Origin of the sequence: Pseudomonas kuykendallii (assembly GCF_900106975.1) — a bacterium.
Classification (GTDB): Bacteria; Pseudomonadota; Gammaproteobacteria; order Pseudomonadales; family Pseudomonadaceae; genus Pseudomonas_O; species Pseudomonas_O kuykendallii.
This window is the reverse complement of sequence record NZ_FNNU01000005.1, coordinates 190249-206401: the sequence shown is the minus strand read 5'-3', so window position 1 is coordinate 206401 and position 16153 is coordinate 190249. Positions and strand designations below refer to the sequence as shown.

The window sequence follows — 16153 nt, the reverse complement described above, 5'->3', positions numbered from 1 at the left end:
TTACTGAACGCTCCATCCTCCCCACAAGAAGGAAACCTCCCATGCCCCAAGTGACCCGCCGCGGCAGCCCCGTGGACATCGACGGCGAACTGCCGAAGGTCGGCCAGGCCGCGCCCACATTCAGCCTGGTCAATGGCGACCTCGCCGACGTGACCCTCGAAGCCTTCGCAGGCAAACGCAAGGTGCTGAACATCTTCCCCAGCGTCGATACGCCTACCTGCGCCACCTCGGTACGCAAGTTCAACGCCGAGGCCAGCAAGCTGAACAACACCGTGGTGCTGTGCATCTCCGCCGACCTGCCGTTCGCGCAGAAGCGCTTCTGCGGCGCCGAAGGGCTGGAGAACGTGGTCAACCTGTCGACCCTGCGCGGCCAGGCGTTCCTCCGCGACTACGGCGTCGCCATCGCCAGCGGTCCGATGGCGGGCCTCGCGACTCGCGCGGTGGTGGTGCTGGATGAGAACGACCAGGTGCTGCACAGCGAGCTGGTTCCGGAGATCGGCCAGGAGCCGAACTACCAGGCGGCCATCGGCGTGCTTGCCTGATCCGCCGAAAGCTGACCGAACGGTCCGCTGCGGCGGGCCGTTTTTTGTTTGTGCCTCATACACTTGGAGAGGTAAGTAAAGGGTAAATAGGCGGTAAAGAGCCTTTGCATCGGGGGCAACAGTCCTTATCGTTCAGGCTCCTTCAAATTCCGAATCCTATTCATGTCCGAGCAAACGCCGCCCCCCGCGTTTTACCGTCGCCCGCGCGCCTGGCTGATCGGTATCGTCGTCCTCCTGCTGCTGGCCGCCGTGGCCTGGAAATTCTGGCCCGCCAGCTCCACGTCTACCGACGCGGCGCAGCACACCAGCCGCCGGGGCCCCGGCGGTGCCGGCGTCGGCCGCGGTCCCGGCGGCATGGGAGGTCCGGGCGGCGGACTGTTCAACAACGAGCCGACCCCGGTACGCGTGGCTGCCGCCCGGCAGGGTGACTTTCCCGTCTACTACAAGGCGCTCGGCACCGTTACCGCGCTGAACACAGTGAGCGTGCGCGGCCGAGTCGATGGCGAACTGGTCAAGGTGGCGTTCGAGGAAGGGCAGAAGGTCAAGGCAGGCGACCTGCTGGCGGTGATCGACCCACGCACCTACCAGATCGCCCTGCAGCAGGCCAAGGGCACCCTGGCGGAAAACCAGGCGCAGCTGAAGAACGCGCAGATCGACTACGACCGTTACCGCGGGCTGTATGCCGAAGACAGCATCGCCAAGCAGACGCTGGACACCCAGGAAGCGCTGGTCAATCAGTACAAAGGCACGCTGCAGGGCAACCAGGCGGCGGTCAACCAGGCCAAGCTGAACCTCGATTTCACCAACGTGCGCGCGCCCATCTCCGGGCGCCTGGGCCTGCGCCAGGTCGACGTCGGCAACCTGGTCGGCTCCAGCGACACCACCTCGCTGGTGACCATCACCCAGACGCAGCCGATCAGCGTCGCCTTCACCCTGCCGGAAAACGAGCTGCCCACGGTGGTCCAGCGCTTCCGCTCCGGCGAGAAGCTCCGCGTCGAGGCCTGGGACCGCGCCGAAACCCGCCTGCAGGCCGAAGGCGTGCTGCAGAGCCTGGACAACCAGATCGACACCACCACCGGCACCCTGAAGTTCAAGGCGCGCTTCGGCAACGACAAGGAAACCCTGTTCCCCAACCAGTTCGTCAACGTGCGGGTACTCGCAGACACGCTGCGCAACGTGGTTCTGGTGCCGACCCCGGCGGTGCAGTTCGGCAATGCCGGCTCCTTCGCCTACGTCATGGACGGCGATGACAAGGTCACCATCCGCACTCTCAAGGTCGGCCCCAACGACGGCGCCAACACGGTGATCCTCGAAGGCCTGGCCAGTGGCGACCGCGTCGTGCTGGAAGGCACCGACCGCCTGCGCGAGGGCAGCAAGGTGCTAGTGGTGCATGACAGCGACGCCATGCCGACCTCACCCAGCGAGCAACTGCAGGGCTCGCCGAAAGCCCCTGCGGGCACGCCCGACGCGGCGGCGAAAGACGCCCGATGAACGTTTCGCGGCTGTTCATACTGCGTCCGGTCGCCACCACGCTGAGCATGCTGGCGATCCTCCTCGCCGGGCTGATCGCCTATCGCATGCTGCCCGTGTCGGCGTTGCCGCAGGTGGACTACCCGACCATCCGCGTCCTCACGCTGTACCCTGGCGCCAGCCCGGACGTCATGACCAGCGCGGTCACCGCGCCGCTGGAGCGCCAGTTCGGGCAGATGCCGGGGCTCGCGCAGATGTCCTCGACCAGCTCCGGCGGCGCCTCGGTGATCACCCTGCGGTTCAGCCTGGCGATGGACCTGGATGTCGCCGAGCAGGAAGTGCAGGCGGCGATCAACTCCGCCAGCAACCTGCTGCCCAACGACCTGCCGGCACCGCCGGTGTACAACAAGGTCAACCCGGCCGACACCCCGGTGCTCACCGTGGCGGTCAGCTCCAAGACCATGCCGTTGCCCAAGCTGCACGACCTGGTCGATACGCGCATGGCGCAGAAGCTCTCCCAGGTGAATGGCGTCGGCATGGTCAGCCTCGCCGGCGGCCAGCGCCAGGCGGTGCGGGTGAAGGTCAACGCGCAGGCGCTGGCCGCCGCCGGGCTGAACCTGTCCGACGTGCGCACGCTGATCACCTCGTCCAACGTCAACCAGCCGAAGGGCAACTTCGACGGCCCCACGCGCACCTCGATGCTCGATGCCAACGACCAGCTGCGCTCGCCCGAGGAGTACGCCAACCTGATCCTCGGCTACAACGCCGGCGCCGCGCTGCGCCTGCGCGACGTGGCGGAGGTCGTCAGTGGCGCGGAGAACGAGCGCCTCGCCGCCTGGGCCAACCAGAACCAGGCCGTGCTGATCAACATCCAGCGCCAGCCCGGCGCCAACGTCATCCAGGTAGTCGACCGGATCAAGGCGCTGCTGCCGGCGATCACCTCGACCCTGCCTTCGGGGCTCGACGTCGTCGTGCTCACCGACCGCACGCAGACCGTGCGCACGGCGGTCAGGGACGTGCAGCACGAACTGCTGCTGTCCATCGCACTGGTGGTGATGGTCACCTTCCTGTTCCTGCGGCGCTTCTCGGCGACCATCATCCCGTCGATCGCCGTGCCGCTGTCGCTGGTCGGCACCTTCGGCGTGATGTACCTCGCCGGCTTCTCGGTGAACAACCTGACGCTGATGGCGCTGACCATCGCCACCGGTTTCGTGGTGGACGACGCCATCGTCATGCTGGAGAACATCGCGCGATTCGTGGAGGAGGGCGACTCGCCCCTGCAGGCGGCGCTGAAGGGCGCGCGGCAGATCGGTTTCACCCTGATCTCGCTGACCTTCTCGCTGATCGCCGTGCTGATTCCGCTGCTGTTCATGGCCGACGTGGTCGGCCGGCTGTTCCGCGAATTCGCCATCACGCTGGCCGTGGCGATCCTGATTTCCCTGATGGTTTCGCTGACGCTGACGCCGATGATGTGCGCACGGCTGCTCAAGCGCGAACCGCCGGAAGCCGAGCAGGGCCGTTTCTACCACGCCAGCGGTGCCTGGATCGACTGGCTGATCGAGCGCTATTCCGGCGGCCTGCGCTGGGTGCTCAGGCATCAGCCGCTGACCCTGATGGTGGCCGTGGCCACCCTCGGCCTGACCGTGGTGCTCTACCTGGCGGTGCCCAAGGGCTTCTTCCCGGTGCAGGACACCGGGGTCATCCAGGGCATTTCCGAGGCGCCGCAGTCGGTGTCGTTCCGCGCCATGAGCGAGCGCCAGCAGGAGCTGTCGCGGCTGATCCTCGAGGACCCGGCGGTCGCCAGCCTGTCGTCCTACATCGGCGTCGACGGCGACAACGTCACGCTGAACAGCGGTCGTCTGCTGATCAACCTGAAACCGCACGCCGAGCGCGACGTCAGCGCCACCCAGGTGATCGAGCGCCTGCAACCGAAGCTGGCGCGGCTCAGCGACATTCGCCTGTATCTGCAACCGGTCCAGGACCTGACCATCGAGGATCGGGTCAGCCGCACCCAGTTCCAGTTCAGCCTGGAGTCCCCGGACACCGAGCTGCTCAGCGAATGGAACGGCAAGCTGGTGGACGCGCTGCGCCGCCAGCCCGAACTCACCGATGTCGCCAGCGACCTGCAGGGCAAAGGGCTGCAGGTCTACCTGAACGTCGATCGCGACCTCGCCAGCCGGCTCGGGGTGAACATGAGCGCGATCACCGATGCGCTTTACGACGCCTTCGGCCAGCGGCAGATTTCCACCATCTTCACCCAGTCCAGCCAGTACCGCGTGGTGCTGCAGGCGGCCGCCGGCGAGCAGATCGGCCCGCAGGCGCTGGGGCAGATCCACGTCGCCACCCGGGAGGGCACCCAGGTGCCGCTGTCGAGCCTGGCGCGGATCGAGGAGCGGCAGGCGCAACTGGTGATCAACCACATCGGCCAGTTCCCCTCCAGCACGCTGTCGTTCAACCTCGCCGACGGCGTATCGCTGGGCAAGGCGGTCGAAGTGATCGAGCGCACCCAGCAGGAAATCGGCATGCCGGCCGGCGTGCAGAGCCGCTTCCAGGGCGCCGCCGAGGCCTTCCGCGCCTCGCTGTCGTCGACCCTGCTGCTGATCCTGGCGGCGGTGGTGACCATGTACATCGTGCTCGGCGTGCTCTACGAGAGCTACGTGCATCCGATCACCATCCTCTCGACGCTGCCGTCGGCCGGTGTCGGCGCGTTGCTCGCGCTGCTGCTGACCGGCAACGACCTCGGACTGATCGCAATCATCGGCATCATCCTGCTGATCGGCATCGTCAAAAAGAACGCGATCATGATGATCGACTTCGCCCTCGACGCCGAACGCAACCAGGGCATGGCGCCGGAAGCGGCGATCTACCAGGCCGCGCTTCTGCGCTTCCGACCGATCCTCATGACCACCCTGGCGGCGCTGTTCGGCGCGGTGCCGCTGATGCTCGCCAGCGGTTCGGGCGCGGAACTGCGCCAGCCGCTGGGTCTGGTGATGGTCGGCGGGCTGCTGGTCAGCCAGGTGCTGACGCTGTTCACCACGCCGGTGATCTACCTGTACTTCGACCGCCTGGCCACGCGCTTCCGCCGGCCGCGGGACGAAGAGGGCGAGGTTCCGGCATGAACGCGTCGATGATCCTGCGATGAACCTCTCCGCGCCCTTCATCCGCCGGCCGGTGGCGACCATGCTGCTGAGCCTGGCGATCCTCCTGCTCGGCAGCCTGAGCTTCGGCCTGCTGCCGGTGGCGCCGCTGCCGCAGATCGACTTCCCGGTGATCACCGTGCAGGCCAACCTGGCGGGGGCGAGCCCGGAGGTCATGGCGTCCAGCGTCACCACGCCGCTGGAGCGCTCGTTCGGCAGCATCGCCGGCATCACCCAGATGACCAGCCGGACCAGCCAGGGCTCGACGCGGATCATCCTGCAGTTCGAGGCGGACCGGGACATCAACGGCGCCGCGCGCGACGTACAGGCGGCCATCAACGCCTCGCGCAACCTGTTGCCCAGCGGCATGCGCAGCATGCCCACCTACCGCAAGGTGAACCCCTCGCAGGCGCCGATCATGGTGCTCTCGCTGACCTCCGACGTGCTGCAAAAGGGCCAGCTGTACGACCTGGCCTCGACCATCCTGGCGCAGAGCCTGTCGCAGGTGACCGGCGTCGGCGAAGTGCAGATCGGCGGCAGCTCGCTGCCGGCGGTGCGCGTCGAACTGGAACCGCAGTTGCTCTACCAGTACGGCGTTTCCCTCGACGAGGTGCGCAACGCGATCACCGCCGCCAACGTGCGGCGGCCGGTCGGCGCGGTGGAGAACGACCAGCACAACTGGCAGATCCAGGCCAACGACCAGCTCGAGCGCGCCGCCGACTACGAGCCGGTGATCATCCATTACCAGGACGGCGCGGCGCTGCGCCTGCGCGACGTGGCGAAGGTCAGCGACGGCGTCGAGGATCGCTATAACAGTGGCTTCTACAACGACGAATCGGCCGTGCTGCTGGTGGTCAACCGGCAGGCCGGGGCGAACATCATCGAGACCATCCGGTCGATCAAGGACCAGCTTCCGGCGTTGCAGGCCGTGCTCCCGGCGAGCGTCAAGCTGAACCTGGCGATGGACCGCTCGGCGACCATCCGCGCGACCCTGCACGAAGCCGAGCGCACCCTGCTGATCGCCGTGGCGCTGGTGATCCTGGTGGTCTTCCTGTCGCTGGGCAACCTGCGCGCCTCGCTGATTCCGGCGCTGGCCGTGCCGGTGTCGCTGATCGGCACCTTCGCCGTGATGCACCTGGCCGGCTTTTCGCTGAACACCCTATCGCTGATGGCGCTGATCCTCGCCGCCGGGCTGGTGGTGGATGACGCCATCGTCGTGCTGGAGAACATCGCCCGGCACATCGACAACGGTGAGCCGCCGTTTCGCGCGGCGCTGCTGGGCACCAAGGAAGTCGGTTTCACGCTGCTGTCGATGAACCTGTCGCTGGTCGCGGTGTTCGTCTCGATTCTGTTCATGGGCGGCATCGTCGGCCAGTTGTTCAAGGAGTTCTCGATCACCCTGGCGGCGGCGATCATCGTCTCGCTGGTGGTCTCGCTGACGCTCACGCCGATGCTCTGCGCGCGCTGGCTGAAACCCCACGACCCGGCGCGGCAAAGCCGCCTGCAACGCTGGAGCGAGGCGCAGCACCAGCGTCTGGTGCGCTTCTACGACCGCACGCTGGGCTGGGTGCTGCGCCATCCGAAGCTGACGCTGTTGAGCCTGCTGGCCACGGTGGTGCTCAACGTCTACCTGTACGTCGCGGTGCCGAAGACCTTCATGCCGCAGCAGGACACCGGCCAGCTGACCGGTTTCATCCGCGGCGACGACGGCCTCTCGTTCAGCGTCATGCAGCCGAAGATGGAGACCTTCCGCCGCTCGCTGCTCAAGGACCCCGCGGTGGAAAGCGTCGCCGGATTCATCGGCGGCAACGGCGGGACCAACAACGCCTTCATGATCGTCCGCCTGAAACCGATGAAGGAGCGTTCGCTGTCCGCGCAGCAGGTCATCGAGCGGCTGCGCAAGAACATGCCCAAGGTGCCCGGCGGCCGGCTGATGCTGATGGCGGACCAGGACCTGATGTTCGGCGGCTCGCGCGAGCAGGACAGTTCGCAGTACCAGTACCTGTTGCAGACCGACGAGCTGAGCCTGCTGCGCAAATGGCTGCCGCAGGTCGCGGCGGCGCTCAAGGCGCTGCCCGAACTGACCGCGATCGACGCCAACGACGGCGGCGGCACCCAGCAGGTGACCCTGCAGGTCAACCGCGACGAAGCCCGGCGCCTGGGCGTGGACATGGCGATGGTCAGCGCCGCGCTGAACAACGCCTACAGCCAGCGACAAATTTCCACCATCTACGACAGCCTCAACCAGTACCAGGTGGTGATGGAGGTCAACCCGAAATACGCCCAGGACCCGAAGACCCTGGAACAGGTCTACCTAATCACCGCGGAGGGTGGGCGCGTGCCGCTGTCGGCGGTGGCCAGCTACTCCAACAGCCTGGCGGACGACCGGGTCAACCATGAGGGCCAGTTCGCCTCGGAAGCGATTTCCTTCGACCTGGCGCCGGGCGTCAGCCTGGATGCGGCCACCGTCGCCATCGACAAAGCGGTGGCGGCGATCGGCATGCCCACCGAAGTGATCGGCCGCCTCGGCGGCGCCGGCGACGCCTTCAAGAGCACCCAGCAGAACCAGCCGTGGATGATCCTGGCCTCGCTGGTACTGGTCTACCTGGTGCTCGGCATCCTCTACGAAAGCTACATCCACCCGCTGACCATCCTCTCGACGCTGCCGTCGGCCGGGGTCGGCGCGCTGCTGACGATCATCCTGATCCGCGGCCAGTTCAGCCTGATCTCGCTGCTGGGCCTGTTCCTGCTGATCGGCATCGTCAAGAAGAACGCGATCATGATGATCGACCTCGCGCTGCAACTGGAGCGCGAGGGACAGTCGCCGGCGGAGTCGATCCGCCAGGCCTGCCTGCTGCGCCTGCGGCCGATCCTGATGACCACGCTGGCGGCGATCCTCGGCGCCTTGCCGCTGCTGATCGGCGGCACCGAGGGCGCGGAAATGCGCCAGCCGCTGGGTGTCACCATCGTCGGCGGTCTGGTGCTGAGCCAGATCCTCACCCTCTACACCACCCCGGTGGTCTACCTGTCCCTCGACCGCCTGCGCCACCGCTTCAACCGCTGGCGCGGCGTGCGTACCGATGCCGCCCTGGATACTCCGCTATGAGCCATTCGCACCTGCCGCTTCCTCCCGTCGCGCTCGCCCTGTTCGTGATGCTGTCCGGCTGCGCCCTGGGGCCGGACTACCAGCGGCCGTCCGTGGACACCCCGGTACAGTTCAAGCAGGCGCAGGGCTGGAAAGCCGCGGCGCCAGCGGATGCGCTGGAGCGGGGCGCCTGGTGGGAGCTGTATGGCGACGCCGAACTGAACACGCTGGTGGAGAAGCTCAACGTCTCCAACCAGAACGTCGCTGCGTCCGAGGCCGCCTACCGCCAGGCGCGCGCCCTGGTGCAAAGCGCACGGGCGGCGTTCTACCCGACGCTGTCGGCCAACACCAGCATGACCCGCTCGGGGCAAGGCGGCGGCAGCAACACGGTGCGCACCTCGGACGGTTCGGTGATCACCAGCTCGGGCGGCGGCGGCATCTCCAAGAGCTACAACGCGAATCTCGGGGTGAGCTGGGAACTGGACGTCTGGGGCCGCCTGCGCCGTGGGCTGGAGGCCGACCGCGCGAGCGCCGAGGCGAGCCTCGCCGACCTCGCGGCGGCGCGCCTGAGCCTGCAATCGGAACTGGTGCAGAACTACCTACAACTGCGCGTGATGGATGAACAGAAACGCCTGCTGGATGCCACCGTGGCGGCCTATCAGCGCTCGCTGCGGCTGACCCAGAACCAGTACAACGCCGGCATCGTGCCGAAGTCCGACGTCAGCCAGGCGCTGACCCAGTTGAAAAGTACCCAGGCGCAGTCCATCGACCTCGACTGGCAACGCGCGCAGCTGGAACACGCCATCGCCGTGCTGACCGGCGCGCCGCCGGCGGAGTTTTCCATCGCCGTGCGCGAGTCGATTCCGCAACTACCGGCGGTTCCCCTGGAACTGCCCTCGGAACTGCTCGAGCGGCGCCCGGACATCGCCTCCGCCGAGCGCAGCGTGATCGCCGCCAACGCGCAGATCGGCGTGGCCAAGGCCGCCTATTTCCCCGACCTGAGCCTGTCCGCTAACGGCGGCTACCGCAACGACAGCTTCGCCGACTGGATCAACGTGCCGAACCGCTTCTGGTCGCTCGGTCCGTCCCTGGCGCTGACCCTGTTCGACGGCGGCGCCCGCGCCGCCGAGCTGGAACGCAGCCGCGCCGGCTATGACCAGACCGTCGCCGAGTACCGCCAGGCCGTGCTCGACGGCTTCCGCGAGGTGGAGGACTACCTGGTGCAGCTGCAGGTGCTCGAGCGCGAATCCGGCTACCAGCGCGAGGCCCTCGACGCCGCCCGCGAATCCCTGCGCCTGATCGAAAACCAGTACAGGGCCGGCACCGTGGATTACAACGACGTCGTCAGCGTGCAGGCCACCACGCTGTCCAACGAGCGCACCAACCTGACCCTGCTGGGCAGCCGGCTTACCGCCAGCGTGCAACTGATCGCCGCGCTGGGCGGCGGCTGGAGTTCGGCCCAGTTGAGCGAAGAGCCGGCGGCGAAGTAACGGGAAACCTCTGCGGGGCAGCGGTGGGCTGAAGCCCACCCTACATACCCGAGTAACCGTAGGGTGGGCTTCAGCCCACCCTCCGCACTTCAGCCACGATCCCCACTTCAGTCCGCTGCCGCTTCCTTTTCGATCCAGCGCAGGAACGCCTGCACCGCCGGTTGCCGCTCCCTTCCGGGTACGCACACCGCGCGGTACTGCGGGCCGGGCAGGGTGACGTCGCTGCGATAGGGCTGCAGCAGGCCGGTGGCGACGCTGTCCGAGGCCAGCACCGAGCTGGCCAGCACCAGCCCCTGGCCTGAGATCGCCGCCTGCAGCGCATAGTGCTCGTCCGGGTAATCGCGCCGCGCGGCCTGTGCCACCCAGTCCTCGCCGATGGCCGCGTTCCAGTCTTCCCAGCTCGGCAGCTCACCGACCTGCGGCGTGGTCCAGGCCACGTTGATCAGCTCCACCCCGGCTTCCGGCAGGCTCGCCAGCAACTGCGGCGTGCCGTAGGCGCAGAAGTGTTCGCTCATCAGCGGGAAGCGCAGCAACTGCGGAAATTCCTCGAAGCCGCAGCGGATCGCCAGGTCGATGCTGGCATCGCGCTGCAGGTCGGCGAGGCCATTACTGGTCTCGATGCGCACGCGGATCTGCGGATGCGTGCGGTAGAAACGGCCGAGGCGGGGGATCAGCCAGAGCGCCGCGAACGCCGGGGTGGTGGTCAGGCTCAGGCTGTCGTCGCGGCCCACCGGCTGGAAGCTTTCCAGGCTGCGGCTGATCTCCAGAAAGGCGCCGTGCAGGCTGCGCTGCAGGCGCTCGCCGTCGGCGCTCAAGCTGACGCGCCGGCCAAGGCGCTCGAACAGCGACACCCCGAGCAGTTCCTCCAGCGCACGAATCTGGTGGGAGACCGCCGTGGGCGTGACGCAGAGCTCCTCGGCGGCGCCCTTGAAGCTGGCAAGACGCGCGGCGGACTCGAAGGTGCGCAGTGCGGTGAGCGGCAAGCGGGCGAACACAGCAATCCCTCGGATGATTTAAATTCACCTGAAGAGACTACAGCTCATTTGTCCCTCGCGCACCGCCCGCATAGAGTCAGGTCCATGAGCGCGGCTACTTCGCCGCGCCGCACCGAACATGGAGATGAAATCATGCAAGGCACCAAACGAAAGGTCGTCCAGGCGCTGCTTTACGAGCTTTGCGCGATGGGTTTCGTGTCGCCCGCCATCGCGCTCGCCTTCGACCGCAGCATGAGTTATTCGGGGATTCTGGCGGTGATGCTGTCGTCCATCGCGATGTCCTGGAACATGCTGTTCAACGCCCTGTTCGAGCGCTGGGAAGCGCGCCAGCCGAGTCGCGAACGCACCCTGCGCCGGCGCCTGCTGCATTCGCTGGGTTTCGAGGGCGGCCTGACCCTGCTGCTGGTCCCGGTGATGGCCTGGTGGCTGGAGATCAGCCTGGTCGCCGCGCTGTTCACCGATATTGGTCTGCTGGCGTTCTTCTTCGTCTACGCGTTCGTCTTCCAGTGGTGTTTCGACCGCCTGTTCGGCGTGCCGGATTCGGCGCGCGCCGTGCCGGGGTGTGCCTGAGCGTCCGCCGCGCGCACCGGTTCATGCGAAGTGGTCCCCTGGTGCGCATGGCGCACCCTACGTCCGGTTCTCCGCTGCCCGTAGGGTGCGCCGCGCGCACCGCGCCATACGAAGTGGTCGCTGGTGCGCATGCGCACCCTACGTCTGTCTCTCCGCTGCCCGTAGGGTGCGCCGCGCGCACCGGGTTACGCCCAACAGGCTTCACCTTTTCCCAGGCCAAAAAAAACCCCACGGCCAGGAGCGGTATCCGTGAGGTTGGAAAAAGCCGGCCAGGGGCAGCCGGCTCGGAGGAGCTCGATCAGCCCTGCAGTTGCCACCCGCCGCCGAGGGCCTTGTAGATGGAAACGATGCCGCGATAGAGGTCGATCTCGGCCTGCGCCTGCGCGTCTTCGGCGGCCAGGCGCTCGCGTTCGGCGTCCAGCAGCACGAGAAAGTCGACGGTACCTTCGCGGTAGCGAATGCCGGCCTGCTCGGCCGCCGCGCGGCTGGCTTCGGACTGGCGGATCAGCGCGAGCAGGCGTTGCTGGGTCTTGCCGTAGTCGCTGAAGGCGTTTTCCGACTCTTCCAGCGCCAGCAATACCTGCTGCTCGTAGTTGGCCAGCGCGCCTTCGCTGTCGGCCTTGGCGCCGCGCAGACGGGCACGCACGCTGCCGAGGTCGAAGGCCGCCCAGGTGATCGTCGGGCCGAGGCCCCAGGCCTGCGCCGCGCTGGAGCCGATCTGCGAGCCGCGCCCGGCGGTGAAGCCGAGGAACCCGGACAGGCTGACCCGCGGGAACAGGTCCGCGGTGGCCACGCCGATGTTGGCGGTGGAGGCCGCCAACTGGCGCTCGGCTGCACGCACGTCCGGACGGCGGCGCAGCAGCTCGGCCGGATCGCCCACCGGCAGCGCCTTGGAAATGCTCGGCAGCTTCTTCGGCGAGAGGTCGACGGTCAGCTCGGCAGGACGCTCGCCGAGCAGGGTGGCGATGCGGTTGCGCGCGCGGACCTGTTCGGCCTGCAGCACCGGCAGGCTGGCCTCGACGGCGGCGACCCGCGCATCGGAACGCAGCACGTCCAGCTCGCTGCCGACGCCGGCGTCGCGCAGATCGACAGTGACGCCACGCGAGGCGCGCTGGTTCTTCAGGTTGTCGCTGGCGATCTGCTCGCGCAGCTGGGCACCGCGCAGGTCGCCGTAGGCATCCACCAGTTCGGCGATCAGGCTGACCTGCAGTTGGTACAGCTCCGCTTCGGAGACCTCGATCTGCGCTTCGCTGGCTTCCAGCTGGCGCTGGATACGACCGAACAGGTCGACCTCCCAGGCCATGTCCAGGCCCAGGTCGTAGCGCTCGACGTTGACCCGGTCGGTGGTCTGGCCCGGCTGCTGCGCCTTGCCGACTTCCGAACTGGCGCGGCTGGTGACGGTGGGCAGGTTGTCGTTGGCGACGTCGTCGCGGATCGCCCGGGCCGCCTTGAGGCGGGCGAAGGCGACGCGCAGCTCGCGGTTCTGGCCGAGCGCCTCGGTGACCAGCGAATCGAGGATCGGGTCCTCGAACTGCTGCCACCAGGCGGCCTCGAAACGGCTGTGGTCATAGTCAGTGCTCTGCGCGGCGGTGACCAGCGCCGCCTCGGTCTGCGGCGCCTTGTAGTCCGGGCCCACCGCACAGGCGCTCAGCGCCAGGACGAGCAGGGTAGGGGCGAAGATCGCTTTCATGCGTGCAGCTCCTGCGAACGGGCCTTGCGGGCCTCGCGCTTCTCGACGAAGGCGCGGATCAGTACATAGAACACCGGGGTCAGCAGCAGGCCGAAGAAGGTCACGCCGAGCATCCCGGAGAACACCGCGACCCCCATGGCGTGGCGCATCTCGGCGCCGGCGCCGGAGGAAAGCACCAGCGGCACCACACCCATGATGAAGGCGATGGAGGTCATCAGGATCGGCCGCAGACGCAGGCGGCAAGCTTCCAGGATCGCCGCCATGCGGTCCATGCCTTCTTCCTGCTTGTCCTTGGCGAACTCGACGATGAGGATCGCGTTCTTGCACGCCAGGCCCACCAGTACGATCAATCCGATCTGGGTGAAGATGTTGTTATCGCCACCGGAGAGGATCACCCCGCTGATCGCCGATACCAGCGTCATCGGCACGATCAGGATCACCGCCAGCGGCAGGCTCCAGCTTTCGTACTGCGCGGCGAGCACGAGGAACGCCAGCAGCACGCAGAGCGGGAAGACGAACAGCGCGGTATTGCCGGCGAGAATCTGCTGGTAGGTCAGGTCGGTCCACTCGTAGGTGATGCCGATCGGCAGCTCCTCCTTGAGCAGGCGACTGATCGCCGCTTCCGCCTGGCCGGAGCTGTAGCCCGGCGCAGGTGCACCGTTGATCTCGGCGGTGACGAAACCGTTGTAGTGCATGACCCGGTCGGGACCGGAGGTACCGTCGACCTTGACGAAGCTGGACAGTGGGATCATCTCGCCACGGTCGTTGCGCACCTTCAGTTGGCCGATCTGCTCAGGCTCGAGGCGGAACTGCTGCTCGGCCTGCACGTTGACCTGGTAGGTCCGGCCGAAACGGTTGAAGTCATTGGCGTACAGCGAACCGAGGTAGACCTGCAGGGTGTCGAAGATGTCGCTGATCGCCACGCCGTGGGTCTTGGCCTTGTCGCGGTCGATCGCGGCCTCGACCTGCGGCACGTTCACCTGATAGCTGGAGAATACCGACATGGGCGCCAGTTCAGGCAGCTGACGGGCCTTGTTGATGACGTTCTGGGTCTGCTTATACAGCTCGTCGTAACCGAGGTTGCCGCGGTCCTGCACCTGCAGGCGGAAGCCACCGATGGTGCCCAGGCCCATGACCGGCGGCGGCGGGAAGATCGCGATGTAGGCGTCCTGAATCCCGGCGTACTGCGCGTTCATGTCGGCGACGATCGAGGCGGCGGACAGCGAAGGGTCCTTGCGCTGGTCGAAATCCTTGAGCGCGAAGAACACCACGCCGCTGTTCGGGCTGTTAGTGAAGCCGTTGATGTTCAGGCCGGGGAAGGCAACGCTGTGGTCGATGCCGGGGTTCTTCAGCGCCAGCTCGGACATCTTGCGGATCACCGACTCGGTGCGGTCGAGGCTCGCCGCATCGGGCAACTGGGCGAAGGCCACCAGGTACTGCTTGTCCTGCTGCGGCACGAAACCGGTCGGCGTGCTGGCGAAACCCGCCCAGCCGAGGCCGAGCAGCCCGAGGTAGACCACCAGGGCGATGCCGCTGCCGCGCAAAACGCGCTTCACGGTGCCGACGTAGCCGTTACTGGCGCGGTCGAAGAAGCGGTTGAACGGACGGAACAGCCAGCCACCGAAGATCGTGTCCAGGACACGCGAGAAGCGGTCCTTCGGCGCATCGTGGTCACGCAGCAGCACCGCGGCCAAGGCCGGCGAGAGGGTCAGCGAGTTGAACGCCGAGATGATCGTCGAGATGGCGATGGTCAGCGCGAACTGCTTGTAGAACTGCCCGGTGAGGCCGGAAATGAACGCGGTCGGCACGAACACGGCGCACAGCACCAGCGCGGTGGCGATGATCGGCCCGGTGACTTCGCCCATGGCTTTCTTGGTTGCTTCAACCGGTTTCAGCCCGAGACCGATGTTCCGCTCGACGTTTTCCACCACCACGATGGCGTCGTCCACCACGATGCCGATCGCCAGCACCAGGCCAAACAGCGACAACGCGTTGAGCGAAAAGCCGAACATGTGCATGACCGCGAAGGTGCCGATCAGCGAGACCGGCACGGCGGCCAGCGGGATGATCGAGGCACGCCAGGTCTGCAGGAACAGGATCACCACCAGCACCACCAGCAGCAGCGCTTCGAACAGCGTGTGCACCACCGCCTCGATGGAACCACGAACGAAGATGGTCGGGTCGTAGACGATCGAATAGTCCATACCCTGCGGGAAGGATTTCTTCAGCTCGGCCATCTTCGCGCGGACTTGGTTGGACACCTCGATGGCGTTCGAGCCCGGACGCTGGAAGATCGGGATGGCGACGGCCGGCTGGTTGTCCAGCAGCGAACGCAGGGCGTACTGGGCGGACCCCAGTTCGACCCGTGCGATGTCGCGCAGGCGGGTGATCTCGCCGTTCGGGCCGCTGCGGATGATGATGTTCTCGAACTCCTCCTCGCTGACCAGGCGACCCTGGGTGTTCACCGACAGCTGGAAGCTGGTGTCGCCGGGCGACGGCGGCGCGCCGAGCTGGCCGGCGGCGACCTGGCGGTTCTGCTCGCGAATCGCAGTGACCACGTCGGTGGCGGTCAGGTTGCGCTGGGCGACCTTGGCCGGATCCAGCCACACCCGCAGCGAGTACTCGCCAAGGCCGAACAGCTGCACGTCACCGACGCCGCCGAGGCGGGCCAGTTCGTCCTTCACGTTGAGCACCGCGTAGTTCGACAGGTAGAGCATGTCGTAGCGGTCATCCGGCGAGGTCAGATGGACCACCATGGTCAGCTCGGGCGAGCTCTTGTCCACGGTGATGCCGATCCGGGTGACCTCCTCGGGCAGCTTGGGCTGGGTCCGCGTCACGCGGTTCTGCACCTGCACCTGGGCGTTGTCCAGGTCGGTGCCGAGGGCGAAGGTCACGGTCAGCGTCATCTTGCCGTCGGCGGTGGCCTGGGACGACATGTAGAGCATGCCTTCGACGCCGGTGATCGCCTGTTCCAGCGGTGCGGCGACGGTTTCGCCGATCACCTTGGGGTTGGCGCCCGGGAAGTTGGCGCGCACCACCACGGTGGGCGGCACGACCTCCGGGTACTCGCTGATCGGCAGCTGGAACAGCGAGATGGCGCCGCCGATCAGGATGATCAGCGACAGCACCGCGGCGAAGATCGGCCGCTGGATGAAGAACTGGGAGAAGTTCATC

The 16153-nt window shown here is 67.0% G+C and carries 9 protein-coding genes; 6 read left to right on the top strand and 3 right to left on the bottom strand.

All coding sequences use genetic code 11. The features are described 5' to 3' along the window. The first annotated feature begins 41 nt into the window (after positions 1-41). From tpx to BLV15_RS16790, 5 genes are all read left to right on the top strand, one after another. Complete coding sequence (tpx, locus tag BLV15_RS16810) at positions 42-542, top strand: thiol peroxidase (RefSeq protein WP_090230810.1); 501 nt, start codon at positions 42-44, stop codon at positions 540-542. A gap of 162 nt (positions 543-704) precedes the next feature. Next, entirely contained in the window at positions 705-2033 is a 1329-nt protein-coding gene (locus tag BLV15_RS16805; RefSeq protein ID WP_090230808.1) for an MdtA/MuxA family multidrug efflux RND transporter periplasmic adaptor subunit, read from the top strand. Next, complete coding sequence (locus BLV15_RS16800) at positions 2030-5131, top strand: MdtB/MuxB family multidrug efflux RND transporter permease subunit (RefSeq protein WP_090230805.1); 3102 nt, start codon at positions 2030-2032, stop codon at positions 5129-5131. The genes BLV15_RS16805 and BLV15_RS16800 overlap by 4 nt, the downstream gene beginning before the upstream one ends. A 19-nt stretch (positions 5132-5150) precedes the next feature. After that, the gene (locus BLV15_RS16795; RefSeq protein WP_090230802.1) at positions 5151-8255 is read left to right on the top strand and encodes an efflux RND transporter permease subunit; all 3105 of its coding nucleotides are present in this window, start codon (positions 5151-5153) and stop codon (positions 8253-8255) included. Then, the gene (locus BLV15_RS16790) at positions 8252-9724 is read left to right on the top strand and encodes an efflux transporter outer membrane subunit (RefSeq protein WP_090230800.1); all 1473 of its coding nucleotides are present in this window, start codon (positions 8252-8254) and stop codon (positions 9722-9724) included. Before BLV15_RS16795 ends, BLV15_RS16790 begins: the two co-directional genes overlap by 4 nt. A 107-nt stretch (positions 9725-9831) precedes the next feature. On the opposite strand, the gene BLV15_RS16785 is transcribed toward BLV15_RS16790, so the two are convergent. Then, positions 9832-10719, bottom strand: coding sequence for a LysR substrate-binding domain-containing protein (locus BLV15_RS16785; protein ID WP_090230797.1), 888 nt, complete (start codon positions 10717-10719; stop codon positions 9832-9834). A 132-nt stretch (positions 10720-10851) separates the two neighbouring features. On the opposite strand from BLV15_RS16785, the gene BLV15_RS16780 reads away from it, so the two are divergent. Beyond that, on the top strand, positions 10852-11289 hold the full coding sequence (locus tag BLV15_RS16780; protein WP_090230795.1) for a PACE efflux transporter: 438 nt from the start codon (positions 10852-10854) through the stop codon (positions 11287-11289). A gap of 298 nt (positions 11290-11587) precedes the next feature. Here the strand turns inward: BLV15_RS16780 and BLV15_RS16775 are convergent, their stop codons facing one another. Together BLV15_RS16775 and BLV15_RS16770 are read right to left on the bottom strand one after the other, a co-directional pair. Next, positions 11588-12979, bottom strand: coding sequence for an efflux transporter outer membrane subunit (locus tag BLV15_RS16775; protein WP_090230792.1), 1392 nt, complete (start codon positions 12977-12979; stop codon positions 11588-11590). Continuing rightward, entirely contained in the window at positions 12976-16152 is a 3177-nt protein-coding gene (locus BLV15_RS16770) for an efflux RND transporter permease subunit (RefSeq protein ID WP_090230789.1), read from the bottom strand. The genes BLV15_RS16775 and BLV15_RS16770 overlap by 4 nt, the downstream gene beginning before the upstream one ends. Position 16153 lies beyond the last annotated feature (1 nt).